Source organism: Aerococcus sp. Group 2, assembly GCF_905125285.1.
In the GTDB taxonomy this organism is placed as follows: Bacteria; Bacillota; Bacilli; order Lactobacillales; family Aerococcaceae; genus Aerococcus; species Aerococcus urinae_E.
Genome location: NZ_CAJHPA010000003.1, coordinates 288,645 through 307,794 on the forward strand (window position 1 = coordinate 288,645; position 19,150 = coordinate 307,794).

Genomic DNA, 19,150 nt, shown 5'->3' on the forward strand with positions numbered 1-19,150 from the left:
TATTTGATTTTTATACTTAGAAACTAAGAAAAATATAAAGAGGGTAATCAAAAAATATGCTAGGTAAAAATAATTTTAAAATGATCAGTGAAAAAAGTAGTCATCGCTCCTACCGTTATGCCATCAAACGTTTAAATATCGGGGTGGCATCAGTCGCTGTTGCGGTTGGTTTGCTTTTTATGGGAGAGACTTCTGTGGCTCAGGCGGCTTCAAATGAAGGCGTAACAAGCGCAAATGTCGCCGGCCTTGCAGACGGCCAAGAGCATCCTTCAGGAGAGGCAGATCAGGGCAGCCGGGCACTTTCTCTAGACAGCAGTCATTCCTTGACTGAGAAGGTGGGCGAGTCTGTCAGCCAACCAGTCTCCAGTACAGAAAATCGGGCGGCTTACTATAGCGACCTGGAAGCCAGCGATGAAGTACTTGTGGGTGGAGACGAGCAACCCACCTACGTTGAACGCAACCGAGAAGCAGACCAAACCCGCACCGTAGAAGATCGCGTCATTGACCATAAGGAAGTAGCTGATAACCGAACCGTCACCGAAACGGGACTAGGCAGAAACCACTTTGACCGGATTGGCCCCAATGTGACAAAGTATGACCCAACAGAATATAACCCAGCCAAGGCCGACCGTGGTCCAGAGAATGTTCAAGCGGTGCAATTTGGCAATAGCAATGCCTTAGGATCACGGATGATTCACAATGTTCAGAGCCAACGGGGCGCCTTGGTGAAAAAAGAAGCTGTAAGCTTCGATAAAGACTTCGAGTTGAATTTAGAAGTCCGCCTAGACCACCACAACAATACTACTGCCGCAGACGGTTTTGGCTTCCTCTTTATCGAAGGTGCCAACAAAGGGCAAGCCTACCTCAATCAAGGTGGGATCCTCAAAAATCGCGGCGTTGCCAAGGCCTTCGGTTATAAGATTGACATTCGTTACAACCCCGAAACCAGTCAGATGGATAAACAAGGGATGTCTAACCGCATTGCCGGTAACCAACATCGTGGCTACACGGCCTTCGTTCGCAATGACCAAGCAGGGAACAGTCGGATTGTCGGATCTAGTCATGGCTTTGAATACAATAACAAACGGATGCAAGGGCGTTATGAACGTGATGCTGACCAATTCCGCCCTGAAGAATTCGAACCCCTTCTCTTGAAATATAGCGCCCGTAGTGGTCAATTCCAAGCCATCTATGGGGACGGGGCCGGTCGTATTGTCCAATCCATTAATGCCCAAGCCTTGGGGATTGACCGCCGTAAACAATATACCTTCGCCATTACCTCTGAAGTAGCCCCTTACTACCGTGGGGGTGCGGGAGTGGCTGTTCGTCAAGACGGTACGGCTCGAATCACTTACTCTAAACAAGAAAAAGCCCGGGTCGAAGAAACCCGTCTGGTCCGCCAAGAAAGAGAAAGTGGTTTCGATACTGTTTACAAGTACAATCCTAATCTTGACAAAGGCTTGAGACGGACGATCCAAGAAGGCAAGAAGACCATTGTCGAAAGCCAAATCCATATCAAAACCATCAATAAGAAAGAAGTCAGTCGCCGCTTAGTGAGCGAAAGAGTCCTTCAACAAGGGCAAAATCGCATCATCGAAATCGGCACCCGGGAAGTTAAAAAAGTTCCTCAAGTAACCGTTAAGGAAATTCCATATCAAACCATCACTCGTGAAAATCCTAACCTTCCAAAAGGCCAACGTCGTGTGATCCAAACTGGACTTACCGGTCGCGTCGAAGAAACCACAACAACGACTTACGTCAATGGACGTCCACAGCCTAACCCGGAAGTCACCCACCGTGTTCTCCGCGACAAACGCGATGAAATTGTGGAAGTCGGTACCCAAGAAGTTCGCCAAGAGTCTCAAGTGACCATCAAGGAAATCCCTTACCAAACCATCACACGTGAGAATCCTAACCTTCCAAAGGGCGAGCGTCGGTTGATTCAAAGCGGGCTTACTGGACGCGTCGAAGAAACTACAACGACCACTTATGTCAATGGACGTCCACAGCCTAACCCGGAAGTCACTAGCCGCGTTCTCCGCGACAAACGCGATGAAATCGTGGAAGTGGGTACCCAAGAAGTTCGCCAAGACTCCCAAGTGACGGTCAAGGAAATCCCTTACCAAACCATCACCCGCGAAAATCCAAATCTTCCAAAGGGAGAGCGTCGGGTGATCCAAACTGGAATTACCGGTCGGGTAGAAGAAACCACAACAACGACTTACGTCAATGGTCAAGCCCAACCAAATCCGGAAGTCACCCGCCGTGTCCTCTGCGACAAACGCGATGAAATCGTGGAAGTGGGCACCCAAGAGGTTCGCCAAGACTCTCAAGTAAAGATTAAGGAAATTCCTTATCAAACCATCACTCGTGAGAATCCTAACCTTCCAAAAGGCCAACGCCGGGTGATCCAAAGCGGTATCACAGGTCGTGTTGAAGAAACCACAACAACGACTTACGTCAATGGTCAAGCGCAACCAAATCCGGAAGTCACCCGCCGTGTCCTCCGCGACAAACGTGACGAAATTGTGGAAGTGGGAACTCAGGTTGTTGAAGTGAGAAAAGTGGTAAGAATTCAAATAATCTCTAATGATTTAGTAGAAATAGATGATAGGAAATTAGCGCCTAAAGAAATCGTGGTTGTTCAAGAAGGACAACCAGGAAAAGTTCAAATCGTTACCGAAACCACTTACATTAATGGAGTCCCTCAACCCAATCCAAAGGTAACACGGACCGTTCTTGCCAAACCAATAAATCGAATTATTCGACGGGGGTATATGGCAGATGGTTATCGCAGTGCCAATGTGGGTTCGGCAAGGGCACTTACTTATTCAAGTCCTCGGGCCTATCGCTCAGCAACTTATCGTCCAACTCGTGTGAGACGTTCAACTAGAACGCATTACAACAGACCTTCTTACTCACGTTTCTTTAGAAGATAAGAAAGGAAAAACATTTATGTTAGGAAAGAATAATGTCAAATTATATCGTGAAAAAATGGCGAATAAATTCTATCGCTATTCCATTAAACGCCTAAATATCGGTGTTGCTTCAGTGGCTGTCGCTGTTGGTTTGCTCTTTATGGGAGACGCATCGGTGGTTCGAGCAGCCGCTAATGAAGTAGCTGACTCCGAAAGCAAAGTCACTCTTCCAAGTAGCCAAGATCCAGGGCTCAGTTCAGGACAAAGTAGTCCAGCAGACTTAGCTGATCAGGCCAAGGCGACACCCCTTGACAATAAGGCTCAAGCAAGCCAGCCAAGTAGTCCTCAAGTTAGTGACAATCAGCCAGCTGCTCTGCCAGTAGCTGAACCTACTCCAGCTAGTCCAGCAGCCACCGTGCCTACAGAAGCACCAAAAGCTGAAGCGACCAGCCTAGTCGCGCCAAGTGCAGATCCAGCTCCCAGCGCGGCAACAGTCACACCAAGTCCTGCCCCAGCAGAAACACTTGCGACAACTTATGAAGCGCCAGAAAATGCCCAACCTCCTGTGGTCACAGATAATCAAGCTAATTCATTAAGAATTGAAAATGAGAATCTTGAAGGCGATAAGAATGGCCAACGCTACCAAGACTATTTTGGTGGACAATCTGAAGCAGGAAAGACCATCAAGGCGGTTTATATCCATGATGGCGTAGAAACTCCAATTGGGGAGACGGTTGCTGAGTCCGATGGCTATTGGAAAATCCCATTAGCTAGCGTTAAGTCGTTACAAGACGGGGATAAGGTCCGCGTAAGCGATGGAACAAACAGCCAAGAAATTCCTGTTGCTAGTCAATTTGGAGGTATTATTAAGAGTTCACCTCAACTGACTAACGAAAAAGGAAATGGTAATTTAACCTTAGCTAGCAAGAAGTTTTATTTAGCATTCTTAAATGGAGAACGCGAATATCTAGCTGCTGTAGGCGCCAAAGCGCTCATTACTTATCCAGGTTCAGATAAAGTACAAGAAATTCCCATAAATAATGTTGATGATAAAGTCACGGTCAATATTCCTGCTGAGCACTTGCCTTTAAAAGTTGTCGATGGCAAGAAATTGAATGACTATGAAAATTCTGGGATTGAAATCACCTATGTTGACCGCAATGGAAAGCCTATTATAAAAGGACTTACCAAAGAGGCGCGAAAGTTAGCTTACAAAGATGAAGAACGTCATTTCAATGTTTTATCGGGACAACGTGTAAAAAACATTCCACAAATTGTCGATATTTATAAGATTTCTGGGACGGTCTACGATGACCGCAATGGTGATGGGTCAAGCACAGGCGACCAAACCCTAAGTAATATCAAGGTGAACCTCTACAATCCTGATGACGGGAAATTGCTTGCCAGCACAACCACCGACTTGAACGGCAATTACACTTTCGCCGACTTGCCTGGCTACAATAGCTATGTGGTGAAATTTGAAGAACCCAATCGTTTCGCCACGGTGAATGCAGGCAAGCAATTTGTCGGGAGAGAAAAATTCATTGACAGTCTCGAAAAAGATGAGGTGGTTGACACAGCCTTCCGTAAGATTAAGCATTATGAAGTGCGTACGGAAACCGACAAGCACAGCTCATCGGTTGAGACGACCCCTCTTCTTCCTAAGGGCGTCCGTGTGGTCAAACAAACCGGCCATGACGGGGTCAACCGCGTGATTTATGAACAAACCCGCGATGTTTTAGGCGACGAGGACTTAACCGAAGAAAACTTCAACGACTACTACACCAAGAAGCGTTCCAAGGAATTGATTAAGCGTCAAGATGAAGTCATTCTTGAAGGAACCGGCCCAGCCCTCCCAGACCTAGCCATTGATGTCCAAACCAAACCCGGTGAACAAGATGGCAAAAAGGGAACCTATGTAACCTTCACCTATCCCAAATATGACCAAAACGGCAATAAAACCACTGAAACCAAGACTGCCTTCATCCCAGACGGTGCCAAAGGCGATAAGGGTGAGAAGGGTGCCCAAGGTCTTCAAGGTCCACAAGGCCAACCCGGTAAGGAGGGCGGAACGCCACGGGTAGAGATCGTTAAAAACGAGAAGAAACCAGATGATCCTAGCTCGGTTAATTCTTACACCATTAAAATTACCAACCCTGACGGAACCAGCCATTCAGCCACGATAACAGACGGTAAGGATGGCAAGTCTCCTGAAATTGACTGGGTCGATAATAAAGACGACACTTATACAGTAAAAGTTAAAGATGTTGATGGAACTACCCATTCCGCCACTATCCGAAGCGGTAAAGATGGTAAAGACGGCCTGACACCAAAAGTCACTGCCAAACGCAATGCTGCCAACAATGGAGTTATTTTAACCATCACTCCGCAAATCCGTAATGAAAAAGGCGAAATCGTTGACGGTAAAGAAAAAATCGTTGAAATCAAAGATGGCGAACGTGGCCCCCAAGGTCTAAAAGGTGACAAGGGTGACACCGGCGAACGTGGCCCACAAGGAGAAACCGGCCCTCAAGGTCCACAGGGTCCAAAAGGCGACAAGGGTGATCAAGGTGAAAGAGGATTACAAGGTGAACGTGGTCCTCAAGGGCCACAAGGGCTAAAAGGTGACACCGGCGCTCAAGGAGCTGCGGGAGCCAATGGAAAAGATGGTAAGGATGGCGCAGACGGCAAATCCCCAGAAATTTCCAGCGCTGAAAACACTGATGGCAGTCACACAATCACCATCAAGAATCCAAATGGTACCACCACTTCATTCGTTGTGAAGAATGGTGAAAAAGGTGCTCAAGGGCCACAAGGTGAACGTGGTGAAAAAGGTGAACCTGGCGCTCAAGGTAAAGCTGGTGCCCAAGGAGTTGCTGGTCAAGACGGCCTCGCACCAAAAGTAACCGCTGAACGTAACAAATCCAACAATGGTGTAACCCTCACCATCACGCCACAAATCCGTGATGAAAAAGGTAATATTGTTGACGGTAAACCACAAACCGTAGAAATCAGTGATGGCCTTAAAGGTGATACAGGTGCTGCAGGTGAGAATGGTAAGACCTTTGCCCCAGTTCTTACAAAAGATAAAGATGGTGTAACTACCATCAAGTTCTACCCAGTGAACCCAGAAACTGGAAAAGCTGACACGACTAAAGAAGCTGTTGCAACAGGCGAAATCAAAGATGGAGCCAAGGGTGACAAAGGTGATCAAGGGCCACAAGGTCTCAAAGGTGACCGTGGTGAAAAGGGTGAAACCGGAGCACGCGGGCCACAAGGCGAAAAAGGTAAAGATGGTGTAGACGGTAAGTCCCCAGAAGTTTCAACCGCTGAAACTAAAGATGGCCATACCATCACCATCAAGAACCCAGACGGCAGCACGACTTCATTTGAAGTGAAGAATGGTCAAAAAGGTGATACTGGTGCAGCGGGCGCTAACGGTCAAGACGGCCTCGCACCAAAAGTAACTGCCGTTCGTAATCAAGCCAATGATGGCGTAACCCTTACTATCACGCCTCAAAGCCGTGATGCAAAAGGTAAAGTCGTTGACGGCACTCCACAAAGTGTCGACATCAAAGATGGTGCCAAAGGTGAAACTGGTGCACAAGGAGCTCCTGGTAAAGACGGTCTCGCACCAAAAGTAACTGCTAAACGAAACGATGCCAATAATGGCCTTACTTTAACCATCACGCCACAAATCCGTGATGAAAAAGGTAATATTGTTGACGGTAAGCCACAAACCGTGGAAGTCAATGATGGCCTAAAAGGAGATACAGGTGCCACAGGAGCCCAAGGTACAAAAGGTGACAAGGGTGACCAAGGTGAACGCGGTCTTCAAGGCACACCTGGCCTAAACGGTAAGAGCTTTGCCCCAGTGATCACAAAAGATAAAGATGGCGTAACTACCATCAAGTTCTATCCAGTGAACCCAGAAACAGGTAAGCCAGACACCAGTGAAGAAGCTGTTGCTACAGGCGAAATTAAAGATGGCGCTAAAGGTGACAAGGGTGAAACTGGTGCTCAAGGTCCGAAAGGGGATACCGGAGCTCAAGGTCCACAAGGTGAACGTGGTGAAAAGGGCGAAAAGGGTGAAACTGGAGCTCGCGGCCCACAAGGCGAAAAAGGAGCAGAAGGCAAGTCACCAGAAATCTCCAGCACCGAAAACCCTGATGGCACTCACACCATCACCATCAAGAATCCAAATGGTGCAACCACTTCCTTCGTTGTGAAGAACGGTGAAAAAGGAGAGGCAGGAGCGCCAGGATTAAATGGTAAAGATGGCAAATCACCAATCGTTTCAGCAGAGCGTGGTTTCTCTGACAATACCAAGAAAGTTCCAGGAACCTGGTTACGTATTAAGAATCCAGACACCTTAGAAACTACCAACAACATCTTTATTCCAGACGGAGCCAAAGGTGAAAAAGGAGACCAAGGTGCTGCAGGGACTAACGGAAAAGATGGTGTAGACGGTAAGTCACCAGAAATCTCCACTAGCGAAAATCCTGATGGCACTCATACAATCACCATTAAGAATCCAAATGGATCCACCACTTCATTTGTCGTGAAAAACGGTGAGAAAGGTGAAAGAGGTCTTCAAGGTGAGCGTGGTGAAAAAGGTGAAGCCGGTGCTCAAGGTTCAAAAGGTGACAAGGGTGATCAAGGTGAACGCGGCCTTGCAGGTGAGAATGGTAAATCATTTGCCCCAGTTCTTACAAAAGATAAAGATGGCGTAACTACCATCAAGTTCTATCCAGTGAACCCAGAAACCGGCAAAGCCGACACGACTAAAGAAGCTGTTGCCACAGGCGAAATCAAAGATGGCGCCAAGGGTGACAAAGGTGATCAAGGTCCACAAGGTGAAAAAGGTAAAGATGGTGTAGACGGTAAGTCCCCAGAAGTTTCAACCGCTGAAACTAAAGATGGCCATACCATCACCATCAAGAACCCAGACGGCAGCACGACTTCATTTGAAGTGAAGAATGGTCAAAAAGGTGATACTGGTGCAGCGGGCGCTAACGGTCAAGACGGCCTCGCACCAAAAGTAACTGCCGTTCGTAATCAAGCCAATGATGGCGTAACCCTTACTATCACGCCTCAAAGCCGTGATGCAAAAGGTAAAGTCGTTGACGGCACTCCACAAAGTGTCGACATCAAAGATGGTGCCAAAGGTGAAACTGGTGCACAAGGAGCTCCTGGTAAAGACGGTCTCGCACCAAAAGTAACTGCTAAACGAAACGATGCCAATAATGGCCTTACTTTAACCATCACGCCACAAATCCGTGATGAAAAAGGCAATATCGTTGACGGCAAACCCCACACCGTGGAAGTTCACGATGGTCAAAACGGTGACGATGGAAAATCCTACGCTCCAGTGATCACCAAAGATAATAATGGCACCACCACCATCAAGTTCTACCCAGTGAACCCAGAAACCGGCAAAGCTGACACCAGTAAAGAAGCCGTTGCCACAGGTGAAATCAAAGATGGCGCCAAGGGTGACAAAGGTGATCAAGGGCCACAAGGTCTAAAGGGTGACCAAGGTCTTCAAGGTGAACGTGGTGAAAAAGGCGAAAAGGGTGAAACCGGAGCACGCGGCCCACAAGGCGAAAAAGGAGCAGAAGGCAAATCCCCAGAAATCTCCACTACCGAAAACGCTGATGGCAGCCATACCATCACTATCAAGAATCCAAACGGAACAACGACTTCCTTCGTCGTGAAGAACGGTGAAAAAGGTCAAGCCGGAGCCCCAGGAAAAGATGGGAAATCCCCTGTTGTTTTCGCACAACGTGGCTTCTCAGACAATACCAAGAAAGTTCCAGGAACTTGGTTACGTATTAAGAATCCAGACACCTTAGAAACCACCAACAACATCTTTATTCCAGATGGTGCCAAAGGTGAGAAAGGTGACCAAGGTGCTGCCGGAGCCAACGGTAAAGATGGCAAGGACGCGGCGCCATTGACTGTCACCAAGACAGAAAAAGATAAAGACGGCAATACAGTCGTAACTTTATCTGATGGTACAGTCCTCAATATCGCAAAAGGCGATAAGGGAGACCAAGGCATTCCAGGTGAAAAAGGCGCCAAGGGAGATAAAGGTGAAACCGGTGCTCAAGGCGCAGCTGGAACTAACGGAAAAGATGGTGCAGACGGCAAATCACCAATTATCTCAACCAAAGATAACGGCAACGGATCTCATACTGTCACTATCAAGAATCCAGATGGCAGCACGACTTCATTTGAAGTGAAGGATGGCCAAAAGGGTGATAAAGGTGAGCGTGGAGAAGTAGGCCCTCAAGGTCCAAAAGGTGACCAAGGTCTTCAAGGTGAACGTGGTGAAAAAGGCGAAAAGGGTGAAACCGGAGCACGCGGCCCACAAGGCGAAAAAGGAGCAGAAGGCAAATCCCCAGAAATCTCCACTACCGAAAACGCTGATGGCAGCCATACCATCACTATCAAGAATCCAAACGGCACCACCACTTCATTTACCGTAAAGAACGGTACACCAGGCGCCAAGGGCGAAAAAGGTGATAAGGGAGACCAAGGTGAAAGAGGTCTACAAGGTGAACGTGGTGCTCAAGGGGCCGCTGGTACCAACGGAAAAGATGGTAAAGACGGAAAATCACCACTTATCTCAACCAAAGATAACGGTGACGGCTCCCACACCATCACTATCACCAACCCTGACGGCTCAACAACTACCACAACCATCAAGAACGGTAAAGATGGAGAAAAAGGGAAAGACGCCGCTCCATTAACTGTTACCAAGACAGAAAAAGACAAAGACGGCAATACAGTCGTTACTTTATCTGACGGCACAGTTCTCCACATCGCAAAAGGCGACAAAGGAGACCAAGGTCTTCCAGGTGAAAAAGGCGCCAAGGGAGATAAAGGTGATACAGGCGCTCAAGGCCCACAAGGTGAACGTGGTGAAAAGGGTGAAACCGGAGCTCGGGGCCCACAAGGCGAAAAAGGAAAAGACGGCAAATCGCCAGAAGTCTCAACCACTGAAACCCCAGAAGGCCACACCATTACCATCAAGAACCCAGATGGCAGCACGACTTCCTTCGAAGTGAAGAACGGGCAAAAGGGTGAAAAAGGTGATAAGGGTGACAAAGGTGACGCCGGAAGCAACGGTAAAGATGGTAAAGACGGCAAATCCCTTACCGTCACCCACACCGCTAAAGACGACCAAGGCAACACCCTGGTTACTTTATCCGATGGCACAGTTCTCACCATCGCAAAAGGCGATAAAGGTGAAAAAGGCGACAAGGGCGACCAAGGTGCTGCAGGAACTAACGGTAAAGATGGTAAAGATGGCAAGGACGGCAAGACCTACCTTCCAGTGGTGGAAAGAACCTCCTATGGTAATCTGATTAAATTCTATCCAGTCAACCCCGAAACGGGTAAGGTGGATACCACGAAGGAACCTGTTGCCAGAGCCATTGTCAAGGATGGTCTAGATGGTTTAGCACCTAAGATCACAGCTCGCCGGAATGCAACTAACGATGGAGTTATTATCACAGTAACGCCACAAGTCCGTGGTACAGATCGTGCGGTTACTGATGACACGCCGGAAGTCACTGAGTTGAAAGACGGTAAATCTCCAGACGTTGATGTGACGACAGACGCTAATGGCAACCATGTCGTGACGATCACCAAAACCAATGGTAAGCAAAAATCCGTCACCATCACTAACAGTAAGGATGGCAAAGCCCCAATCGTTGAAACTTTACCAGCTAAAGATAATGAAGGGCATAGCGGGACGAAGATTTTGGTCAAACATCCAGAAACCGGAGCCGTTATCTCTGAAAGCTTTGTCAGAGACGGTAAAGATGGAAAAGACGGCAAGGATGGCAAGGCTCCAATTGTTGAGACTAAGCCAGGCCAAGACCGGGCAGGGCAAACAGGTGCCTACATTATTGTCAAGAATCCAGACACCGGGGCAGTGATCAGTGAGACCTTCATCTCTGATGGTAAGGATGGCGAGTCGCCTAAGGTTGAAACCACTCCAGCTACCAATGATAAGGGTGAAAAAGGTCATTACATCAGCTTCACCCATCCAAAGACGGGGCAAACCATCAGCAAAGTCTTCGTCAAAGACGGTAAAGATGGAAAAGATGGCAAGGACGGTCAAGATGGCTTAACTCCAGATATCAAGCCGGTCTTCGATAAGAATGGCAAACAAATCGGAGTTGAAATTAGCTTAACCGACCGCAACGGCAAGCTCTTAAGTCGAGAATTTATCTATAATGGTGAAGATGGGCAAACCCCAATCATTGAGACCGAGCCAAGCGACAATCCTAAAGAGCCAGGCACCAAGATTATCTATAAGAATCCGAAAACTGGAGAAGTGATCCGCCAAGTCTTCGTTCGTGACGGCAAAGACGGAAAAGATGGTAAGGATGGCCGTGACGGTCGTGATGGTAGAGACGGTAAGGATGCTCAGGGTGTTGAAAAGATCACCGTCAACAATAACGGCGATCTTGTGATTATCAACAGCAATCAAACCACTCAAGTAATTCCTCGTCCAAATAAGGGCGGCATTAAAGATGCCAAGGTCGATGATGCCGGACATTTGATCATCAGTCTTGAAGATGGTCGGACCATTGACGCAGGTCTTGTTCGCGGCAAAGATGGTCGTGACGGTCGCGATGGAAAAGACGGCAAAGATGGTAAGGATGGCCGCGGCATTAAGAATGTCAAGCTCACTGACAATGGGGACTTCATTGTGGTCTATACCGATTACAGCATTGAAATTGCGGGTAATGTTTGTGGGACCTGTCCAAACCCAAGCAAACCTGACCAAGCTAAACCTGGCAAACCCGTAAACCCAGATAAGCCAGGAACTCCAGATAAACCGGCTCAACCTGACCAACCTGGAAATCCGGAAAAGCCAGGTCAACCAGACCAACCAGGAAACCCAGGCCAACCAGTTAATCCGGAAAAGCCAGGGAATTCAGACCAACCAGGTCATCCAGACAAAACCACTGACCAAGGGGACGAACCGAAATCTCAGGACAAAGGAAAAACTCCAAAAACCCCAGAAAGTCCACAAGATAAGCCAAGTCCAAAAACACCAGAAACTCCTCGTTCAACTGACACAGATGAACCCAAGGAACACAAAAACCAAGAAGAGATTCCTACTGAACACTCTGACCAGCTTGTGACAACTAAAGTTCACAAGAAACAAGGGGCTCCAGTGAAGACCTATAAACTCAACCATCCTAAAGCTCTCAAGGCTAGCGGTAATGCGCCAGTAAATGGTCAAGACTTAACGGCAGTGCCTAGTCATGAAGCCAAACCAGAAGTAGCTAAAACCAAGAGCCAAGCAGCCAGCCTGCCAAAAACAGGTTCAGAAGCTGACTCTACCCTTCCAGTGCTCTTAGCAGCTGCCTTATTGCTCACTGGAACAGGATTGGTTACATTCAGCAAGAAGGACGAATCTCTACATTAAAAAAAGGATGTGAGTACGCCGTCAAAGGCTTGAATTGCTGGAAGAAAATACATAAGCACAGCTATAAGGATGTGAGGAAGGATCAGGGAGGGAGATTCCTTGGAAGAAAAGATGATAAGATCAACTTGCTTGATCGTTCAACTTTTCTGAAAGGATATCCCCTACCCCTTCCGAACTCAACTAGTCTGTGCGTTGGAATTCTCTGAAGCAACTTCAAGGCTGGCGTCCGAACTCAACTAAAAAGCGGTCAAGCTTAACTCATTAAGCATCGATCCCTAAGGCAACTAAGAGGCCAAGACAAAAGTCGCGGCCTCTTTTTTATTGGGGATTAATAATCAAAATTCCCAACAAAATTTCAAATTACTGGTATAGTAAATAAGTAAAGTTTTATAGAAATGAGGAATTCAATGAAAGAAAATAAGTTATTCTATGGTTGGTGGGTCGTGCTCGGCGCCATTATCATGCTAGCGGTCATGGGACCGGCTTCGGTGGCCGTAGCTAACCTCTTCCAACCCTATGTCGTTGAAGAATTTGGCATTGCCAATTCAGCCTTTGCCCTTGTCAACTCCATTGTTCTGGGGATGGGGATTTTTGTATCACCCTTTGTCTCCCAACAATTCGCTAAGAAGGGGAACTTCAAGCGCTTTTACCTGATCGGTGTGCTTGCCTATGCCATTTCTTACGGATTATATGCCTTTGCCCCGAATATTTATGTGTTTTATTTGCTCTCTATTGGGGTAGGTTTTGGTTATACCGCGACTACCATTATTCCCGTGTCCATGCTGGTTAATAATTGGTTCGTGAAAAGTCGAGGAACTGCCTTGAGTCTTTCCTTTGCTGGACTTGGTTTGGGCGGCATTATCTTCAGTCAATTACTAACCTGGTTAATTGGTGACATGGGCTGGCGGATGGCTTACTTAGTCTATGCCATCATTATGTTAGTGGTCGGGATTCCGATAGTGATGATGCTCTTCGTGGAACACCCTGAAGCTAAGGGCCTCCATGCCTTGGGAGCAGCTGAAGTGGATGACACGGCTGACCATCAAGAAGAGGACCATACAGGGGTGAAATTACCTACTAAAGAAGCCTTCAAGAAACCATTCTTTATTATGTTATTAATCGGTACCGTCTTTATCGGTATTTCTAACAATGGGGGCTTGGGTCAATTCCCACCTTATGTCCAACAACTCCACGGCGCGGGTAAGATGGCCCAAATGGTGTCTATCTATTCTGGAGTCGGTATTCTCGGTAAGTTGGTGCTCGGTGTGGTTAATGATAAGTTTGGTGTTCGGATTGCAACGCTCTACGCTTCCTTACTCTGCGCCTTGGCTTACTTCTTGATGCTCTTCAGTGGCAATTACACCTTTGTCTTCCTGATGGCCATTTTCTTTGGTTTAGGGAATGCCATTGGTACCGTCTTACCGCCATTGATGACCTCATCAATCTTTAACGCTGCTGACTATCCTAAGGCCTACGGTATCGTCCAAAGTGCCTTGATGTTAGGGATGACTTCCGGGTCACTATTGGCAGCTACCCTAGCGGATGTTTCCGGGACCTACCAAACCGCCTGGGTCTTCCTGGCAGTTTTATCAGCTTTAATCGCTGTCTTCTGGATCGCCGCCCACAAACAAGCAGAAAAATATATGTAGGATTAGTTAATTCCTTTACCTCTTGGTCTCTTGATGGGAGACTAAGGGGTATTTTTTATTTCAAGCTTGAGGCAATGTTTTTAACACTAAGAGAAGACCAGAGCTCGCTTGCCATTCCCTAAAAATGATATTCCCCCCGTCAAGGCGATGGGAGCGCTTGTTTTAGGAGAAAGGGGAGAAAAGCTAGGGAGAATTTGGTACAATAGAGGTACGAAAAATGAAAGAGGAGTGATCCCATGACTTGGAAAGATGCTTATGAGCAATGGAAGAATTTTCCCGATTTAGATGCTCAGGTTCGTGCTGAATTAGAAGAATTAGAAAAAGACGAAGACGCCCTCCAGGAAGCTTTCTACAAAGAGGTGAACTTTGGGACGGCGGGCATGCGTGATTTAATGGGTCCGGGGACCAACCGTTTGAATATTTATACCGTCCGCCAAGCCACAGAAGGTTTGGCCCGCGTGATGGAAGAATATGGCCAAGAAGCCGTGGATCGTGGGGTAGCCATTGCCTATGACGGTCGTAACCATTCCCTGGAATTCGCGCAAAATGCGGCCCGGGTGCTGGGTCAACATGGGATTAAATCCTATATCTTTGAAGGGGTTCGCCCAACGCCGGAACTCTCCTTTACTGTCCGCCACTTAGGCACCTTTACCGGGATTATGATTACTGCCAGCCACAATAACGAATACTACAATGGCTACAAGGTTTATGGCGAAGACGGTGGGCAAATGCCGCCTCAAGACGCTGATGCCTTGGTCAACCACGTCAAAGACGTCAATATGTTAACCATTCCCCTGGCTGATTTGGATGAAATTAAGGACAAGGGACTCTACCAAGTGATCGGTAAGGAAGTCGATGACGCTTACTTGAAGAACCTGGAAACTGTGACCGTGAACCCTGATATTATCGACAAGATGAAAGACAAGGTCACCATTGTCTACACCCCTCTCCAAGGGACGGGGCAAATGTTGATGGAACAAGCCTTAGACAAGGCCGGCTTTGAAAACATTGTCTACGTGGAAGAACAAAAAGAACCCAATGGCGACTTTTCTACCTTAGACGAACCCAACCCTGAATACCCAGAAGCCTTCACCTATGCCATCCGTTACGGCAAGGAAAGTCACGCGGACCTCTTGATTGCCACTGACCCGGATGCTGACCGTATGGGGGCAGCGGCTTTAATGCCAGATGGTTCTTACAAGATTATTTCTGGTAACCAAATTGGAGCGCTCTTAACCCACTATATTCTTACCGCTCGTAAGGAAGAGGGAACCCTACCTGAAAATGGTGTGATCGTGAAATCGATCGTATCTAGTGACTTGCCAGCTAAGATTGCGGAATCCTTCGATATTGCTACCGAAAATACCCTGACCGGCTTTAAATTTATCGCCGAAAAGATCCAAGAATATGAAGAAACCGGGGAACATAACTTCCTCTTTGGTTTTGAAGAAAGCTATGGCTACTTGATTAAGCCTTTTGCCCGCGACAAGGATGCTGTTCAAGCGGCCCTCTTATTTGCGGAAGTGGGGGCCTTCTACAAGGACCAAGGCAAGACCGTTTATGACGGACTCTTAGACCTTTACAAGGAATATGGTTACTATTTGGAAAAAACCATTCCGCTTAAATTTGAAGGCCAAGCCGGCGCCAAGAAGATTGAAAGCATTATGGCTAACTTGCGCCAAGAACAACCCCAAGAAATTGGCGGCCAAGCGGTACTATTAACCGAGGACTTCCAAACTGGGGAACGGATTGACGATAAGGGTCAGGTTGAACACTTCGACATGTCCCGGTCCAACGTCTTGAAATACCAACTAGAAGATGGCTCTTGGATTGCTGTCCGCCCAAGTGGGACGGAACCTAAGATTAAGTTCTACATCGGTGTCAAGGCGGATTCCGAAGACCAAGCCGCCCAAAAAGTCGACCAATATGGCCAAGTCATGCAAGCTTTGGCAGAATAAAGTTTTTAAAGACACCATTCAAAAGCAGAACGCATGCTCATCATGGTTATTTGCTAAAAGCCCAACAAAAGTCAATGATTAATAAGGGAGCTGGGAATACAAGCCCAGCCTCTTTTTGCCTTATTGGCAGGATTTAGGATGACTTGCTGATTATTTTTAGGATTTATTTAATTGCTGGCCCGATTGATGCTTGCTATAATGAGAAGGATTAGGTCTGTGTTCAGACAAAAGGAGACATTATGTCAGAAAATAGTGAATTAAATATTGTAATTATTACGGGAATGAGTGGGGCCGGGAAGACGGTTGCCTTACAAAGTTTTGAAGATATGGGTTACTTTTGTGTGGATAACTTACCGCCTTCTCTCTTACCGACTTTTTCCGAATTGATTAAGAAGTCTAAGGATATCAATCAAGTCTGTTTGGTGATTGACTTACGGTCACGGGAATTCTTTGATGAATTTGTCCATGCCCTCCAACTCTTGGATAATAACCCTAAGATTCATTCCCAATTGGTCTACCTAGATACCAGTGATGCGGCCTTGGTGGCTCGCTATAAGGAAAGCCGCCGTAACCATCCCTTGCAAAAGGGCGGGACGATTTTAGAGGGGATCCAACGGGAACGGGAAGAGTTGAGTCCAGTCCGGGCCCTCGCCCACTTGACCATCGATACCACTTCCATCACCCCTAAGGAATTACGAGCAGCCTTGATCCGGGAATTCCATGTCTCTGATGCGTCAGGTTTCACTATTGAAGTCATGTCCTTTGGCTTTAAGTATGGGATCCCTATTGATGCTGATATCGTCATGGACGTGCGTTTCCTGCCTAACCCCCACTATATCGACGAATTGCGTCCCTTAACTGGGGAAGACGAGCCCGTTTATAACTATGTGATGGACCAGGACGATACCGAAATTTTCTACCAAAAATTTGTCGACCTTTTAGACTTTACCCTGCCCCTCTATGAAGCCGAAGGGAAGGCCAGCTTGACCATCGCCATTGGCTGTACCGGGGGTCAACACCGGTCCGTGGCTTTGACCCGCCGGATCGGTCAACATATCATGGACACAACCAATTACACCACCCATATCAGTCACCGTGACCAGAACAAACGCAAAGGAACGGAGCGAAATCAATGAGTGAGTCAAGGAACTATTACCCTAAAATTACCGTGATTGGTGGCGGGACCGGCCTCCCCATCCTCCTGTCCGGTTTGAAGAGCGCCAACTGCGACTTAACCGCTGTGGTGACCGTCGCAGATGACGGGGGCTCTTCGGGCAAATTGCGGTCGGCCTTAAATACCATCCCCCCAGGCGACTTGCGTAACTGCCTGGTGGCCTTGTCAGACTCCAATAGTCTCTATAAGGATGTCTTCCAGTACCGCTTTGCTCCTGAAGACCAGGAGTTTTCGGGCCATGCCATTGGTAATTTGATTATTGCCGCCCTCACTGAAATGCGGGGCAGTATTTACTCGGCCTTGAAATTATTATCGGTCACCATGGCGGTCAAGGGCCGGGTCCTGCCTGCCTGTGAAGAACCTCTCATCTTACAAGCCCACTACCAAGAAGGCGATATGATTGAAGGGGAGACTACCATCGTTGAAGAAAAACGTCCCATCCAGTCGGTCTCAGTTCGTTTGGCTAATCAGGCAAGTCCTGATCAAAGCGTCAAAGCCGGTCGGGGTGTGGTCGATGCCATTATGGGAGCTGATATGGTGGTCTTAGGACCCGGTTCCCTTTATACCTCGATCTTACCCAATATCGTTATCCCAGAAATCCGCCAAGCCATCCAGGAAACCTCGGCCACGGTGGTTTATATCTGTAATATCATGACCCAGCTAGGCGAAACCGAGGGCTTTTCCGATGCGGACCACTTACGGGTGATTAACGATCATTTACAAGGGCACTATATCGATGCCTGCCTGTTGAACCGGACCACCGTACCCTATGAATACATTGAAAACAATGAGGTTCTCGATTATTTAGTCCAAGTCAGTCACGACCGGCAAGCTTTGAAAGACCAGGGGGCGGAAATCATTGGCTGGGATTTCTTAAACCTTAAGGATTCCGGGGTTTATCACGACAAGGATAAGTTGGTCCAAGCCCTGATCCAAGTATACCGTGACCACCATCAACACTAGTTATTAATAAGAAGAGAAAGTAGGCGATCATGTGGTTTCTTTTGCAGCCAGTGTCAAGAAAGAATTGACCCAATTAAAGCTTGACCAAGAGGAAGCGCGCGCAGAACTATCCGCCATTATTCGTATGAACGGTGCTTTGCAGATCGTTGAAGGCGAACTCTCACTGAATATTCAAACGGAAAATGCGGCCATTACCCAAAGAATTTATACCCTCTTAAAAACCTACTTCCAGGTCCATGGGGAAATCCTGGTCCGGAAGAAGATGAAATTAAAGAAAAATAATGTCTATATCGTCCGGGTTAAACAAGCTGTTGACCTGCTCTTAGACCAACTGGGCATTCTCGGCGATTCCAGTATCTTAGAAACGGCTCCAGCTGAGATTATTTCTAACGATCCCACACGCCGGGCGTATTTACGGGGAGCCTTTTTGGCTGGGGGGTCGGTTAATAATCCGGAAACCTCCTCCTATCACTTGGAGATCTATTCCAGCCATGAAAGCCATGCCCAACAGCTGGCAGAATTGATGAATTACTACCATATGAATGCCCGAACCACCAATCGGCGTAAGGGGGTTATCACCTATCTCAAGGAAGCGGAGAAAATCTCTGACTTCCTGGCGCTTTTAGGAGCCTCTAGTGCCATCCTGCGCTTTGAAAACGTCCGGGTGACTCGGGACATGCGCAATTCGGTCAACCGCATGGTTAACTGCGAGAATGCCAATATGAATAAGACCATTGACGCCGCTGCCAAGCAAATCCGCAGCATCCAGCACATTCAAAACACCATTGGACTGGATAAATTACCGGATAAACTCCAGGAAGTCGCCCAAGCCCGCCTCGATAACCCCTCGGCCACCATTAAGGAACTCGGCGAACTCCTCCCCTCCGGCCCCGTCTCCAAGTCCGGCATCAACCACCGCCTCAGAAGACTCAACCAATACGCGGAAAACATTTGATGTGACAAGCGCGCCAAAGAGCAAGACCGCTGGAAGAAAATGGCGTCAAAATTCTCGCAGAGAATTTGTCGTCATTTTC

At 47.5% G+C, this 19,150-nt stretch carries 7 protein-coding genes; all 7 read left to right on the forward strand.

Going from position 1 to position 19,150, the window contains the following annotated elements:
* Nucleotides 1-56 precede the first annotated feature (56 nt).
* The 7 genes from JFU01_RS05985 to whiA all read left to right on the forward strand — a co-directional run bounded on the left by JFU01_RS05985 (nucleotide 57) and on the right by whiA (nucleotide 19,071).
* Entirely contained in the window at nucleotides 57-2,939 is a 2,883-nt protein-coding gene (locus tag JFU01_RS05985; protein WP_195856229.1) for a G5 domain-containing protein, read from the forward strand.
* A gap of 16 nt (nucleotides 2,940-2,955) precedes the next feature.
* A complete protein-coding gene (locus tag JFU01_RS05990; protein WP_198434200.1) occupies nucleotides 2,956-12,372 on the forward strand; it encodes a collagen-flanked surface repeat-containing protein in 9,417 nt (3,138 codons plus the stop codon).
* A 407-nt stretch (nucleotides 12,373-12,779) separates the two neighbouring features.
* On the forward strand, nucleotides 12,780-14,021 hold the full coding sequence (locus JFU01_RS05995) for an MFS transporter (RefSeq protein ID WP_195856231.1): 1,242 nt from the start codon (nucleotides 12,780-12,782) through the stop codon (nucleotides 14,019-14,021).
* A 236-nt stretch (nucleotides 14,022-14,257) separates the two neighbouring features.
* Complete coding sequence (locus JFU01_RS06000; protein WP_195856232.1) at nucleotides 14,258-15,979, forward strand: phospho-sugar mutase; 1,722 nt, start codon at nucleotides 14,258-14,260, stop codon at nucleotides 15,977-15,979.
* Between the two features lie 239 nt (nucleotides 15,980-16,218).
* Nucleotides 16,219-17,115, forward strand: coding sequence for an RNase adapter RapZ (gene rapZ, locus JFU01_RS06005; RefSeq protein ID WP_195856233.1), 897 nt, complete (start codon nucleotides 16,219-16,221; stop codon nucleotides 17,113-17,115).
* A complete protein-coding gene (locus JFU01_RS06010; protein WP_195856234.1) occupies nucleotides 17,112-18,116 on the forward strand; it encodes a gluconeogenesis factor YvcK family protein in 1,005 nt (334 codons plus the stop codon). Before rapZ ends, JFU01_RS06010 begins: the two co-directional genes overlap by 4 nt.
* A 31-nt stretch (nucleotides 18,117-18,147) precedes the next feature.
* Entirely contained in the window at nucleotides 18,148-19,071 is a 924-nt protein-coding gene (whiA, locus tag JFU01_RS06015) for a DNA-binding protein WhiA (RefSeq protein ID WP_195856235.1), read from the forward strand.
* The last annotated feature ends 79 nt before the right edge of the window (nucleotides 19,072-19,150 follow it).

Bases quoted from the DNA above. Each gene is read 5' to 3' on its own strand.
- JFU01_RS05985 (WP_195856229.1), top strand. From the start codon at position 57: ATGCTAGGTAAAAATAATTTTAAAATGATCAGTGAAAAAAGTAGTCAT.
- JFU01_RS05990 (WP_198434200.1), top strand. From the start codon at position 2,956: ATGTTAGGAAAGAATAATGTCAAATTATATCGTGAAAAAATGGCGAAT.
- JFU01_RS05995 (WP_195856231.1), top strand. From the start codon at position 12,780: ATGAAAGAAAATAAGTTATTCTATGGTTGGTGGGTCGTGCTCGGCGCC.
- JFU01_RS06000 (WP_195856232.1), top strand. From the start codon at position 14,258: ATGACTTGGAAAGATGCTTATGAGCAATGGAAGAATTTTCCCGATTTA.
- rapZ (WP_195856233.1), top strand. From the start codon at position 16,219: ATGTCAGAAAATAGTGAATTAAATATTGTAATTATTACGGGAATGAGT.
- JFU01_RS06010 (WP_195856234.1), top strand. From the start codon at position 17,112: ATGAGTGAGTCAAGGAACTATTACCCTAAAATTACCGTGATTGGTGGC.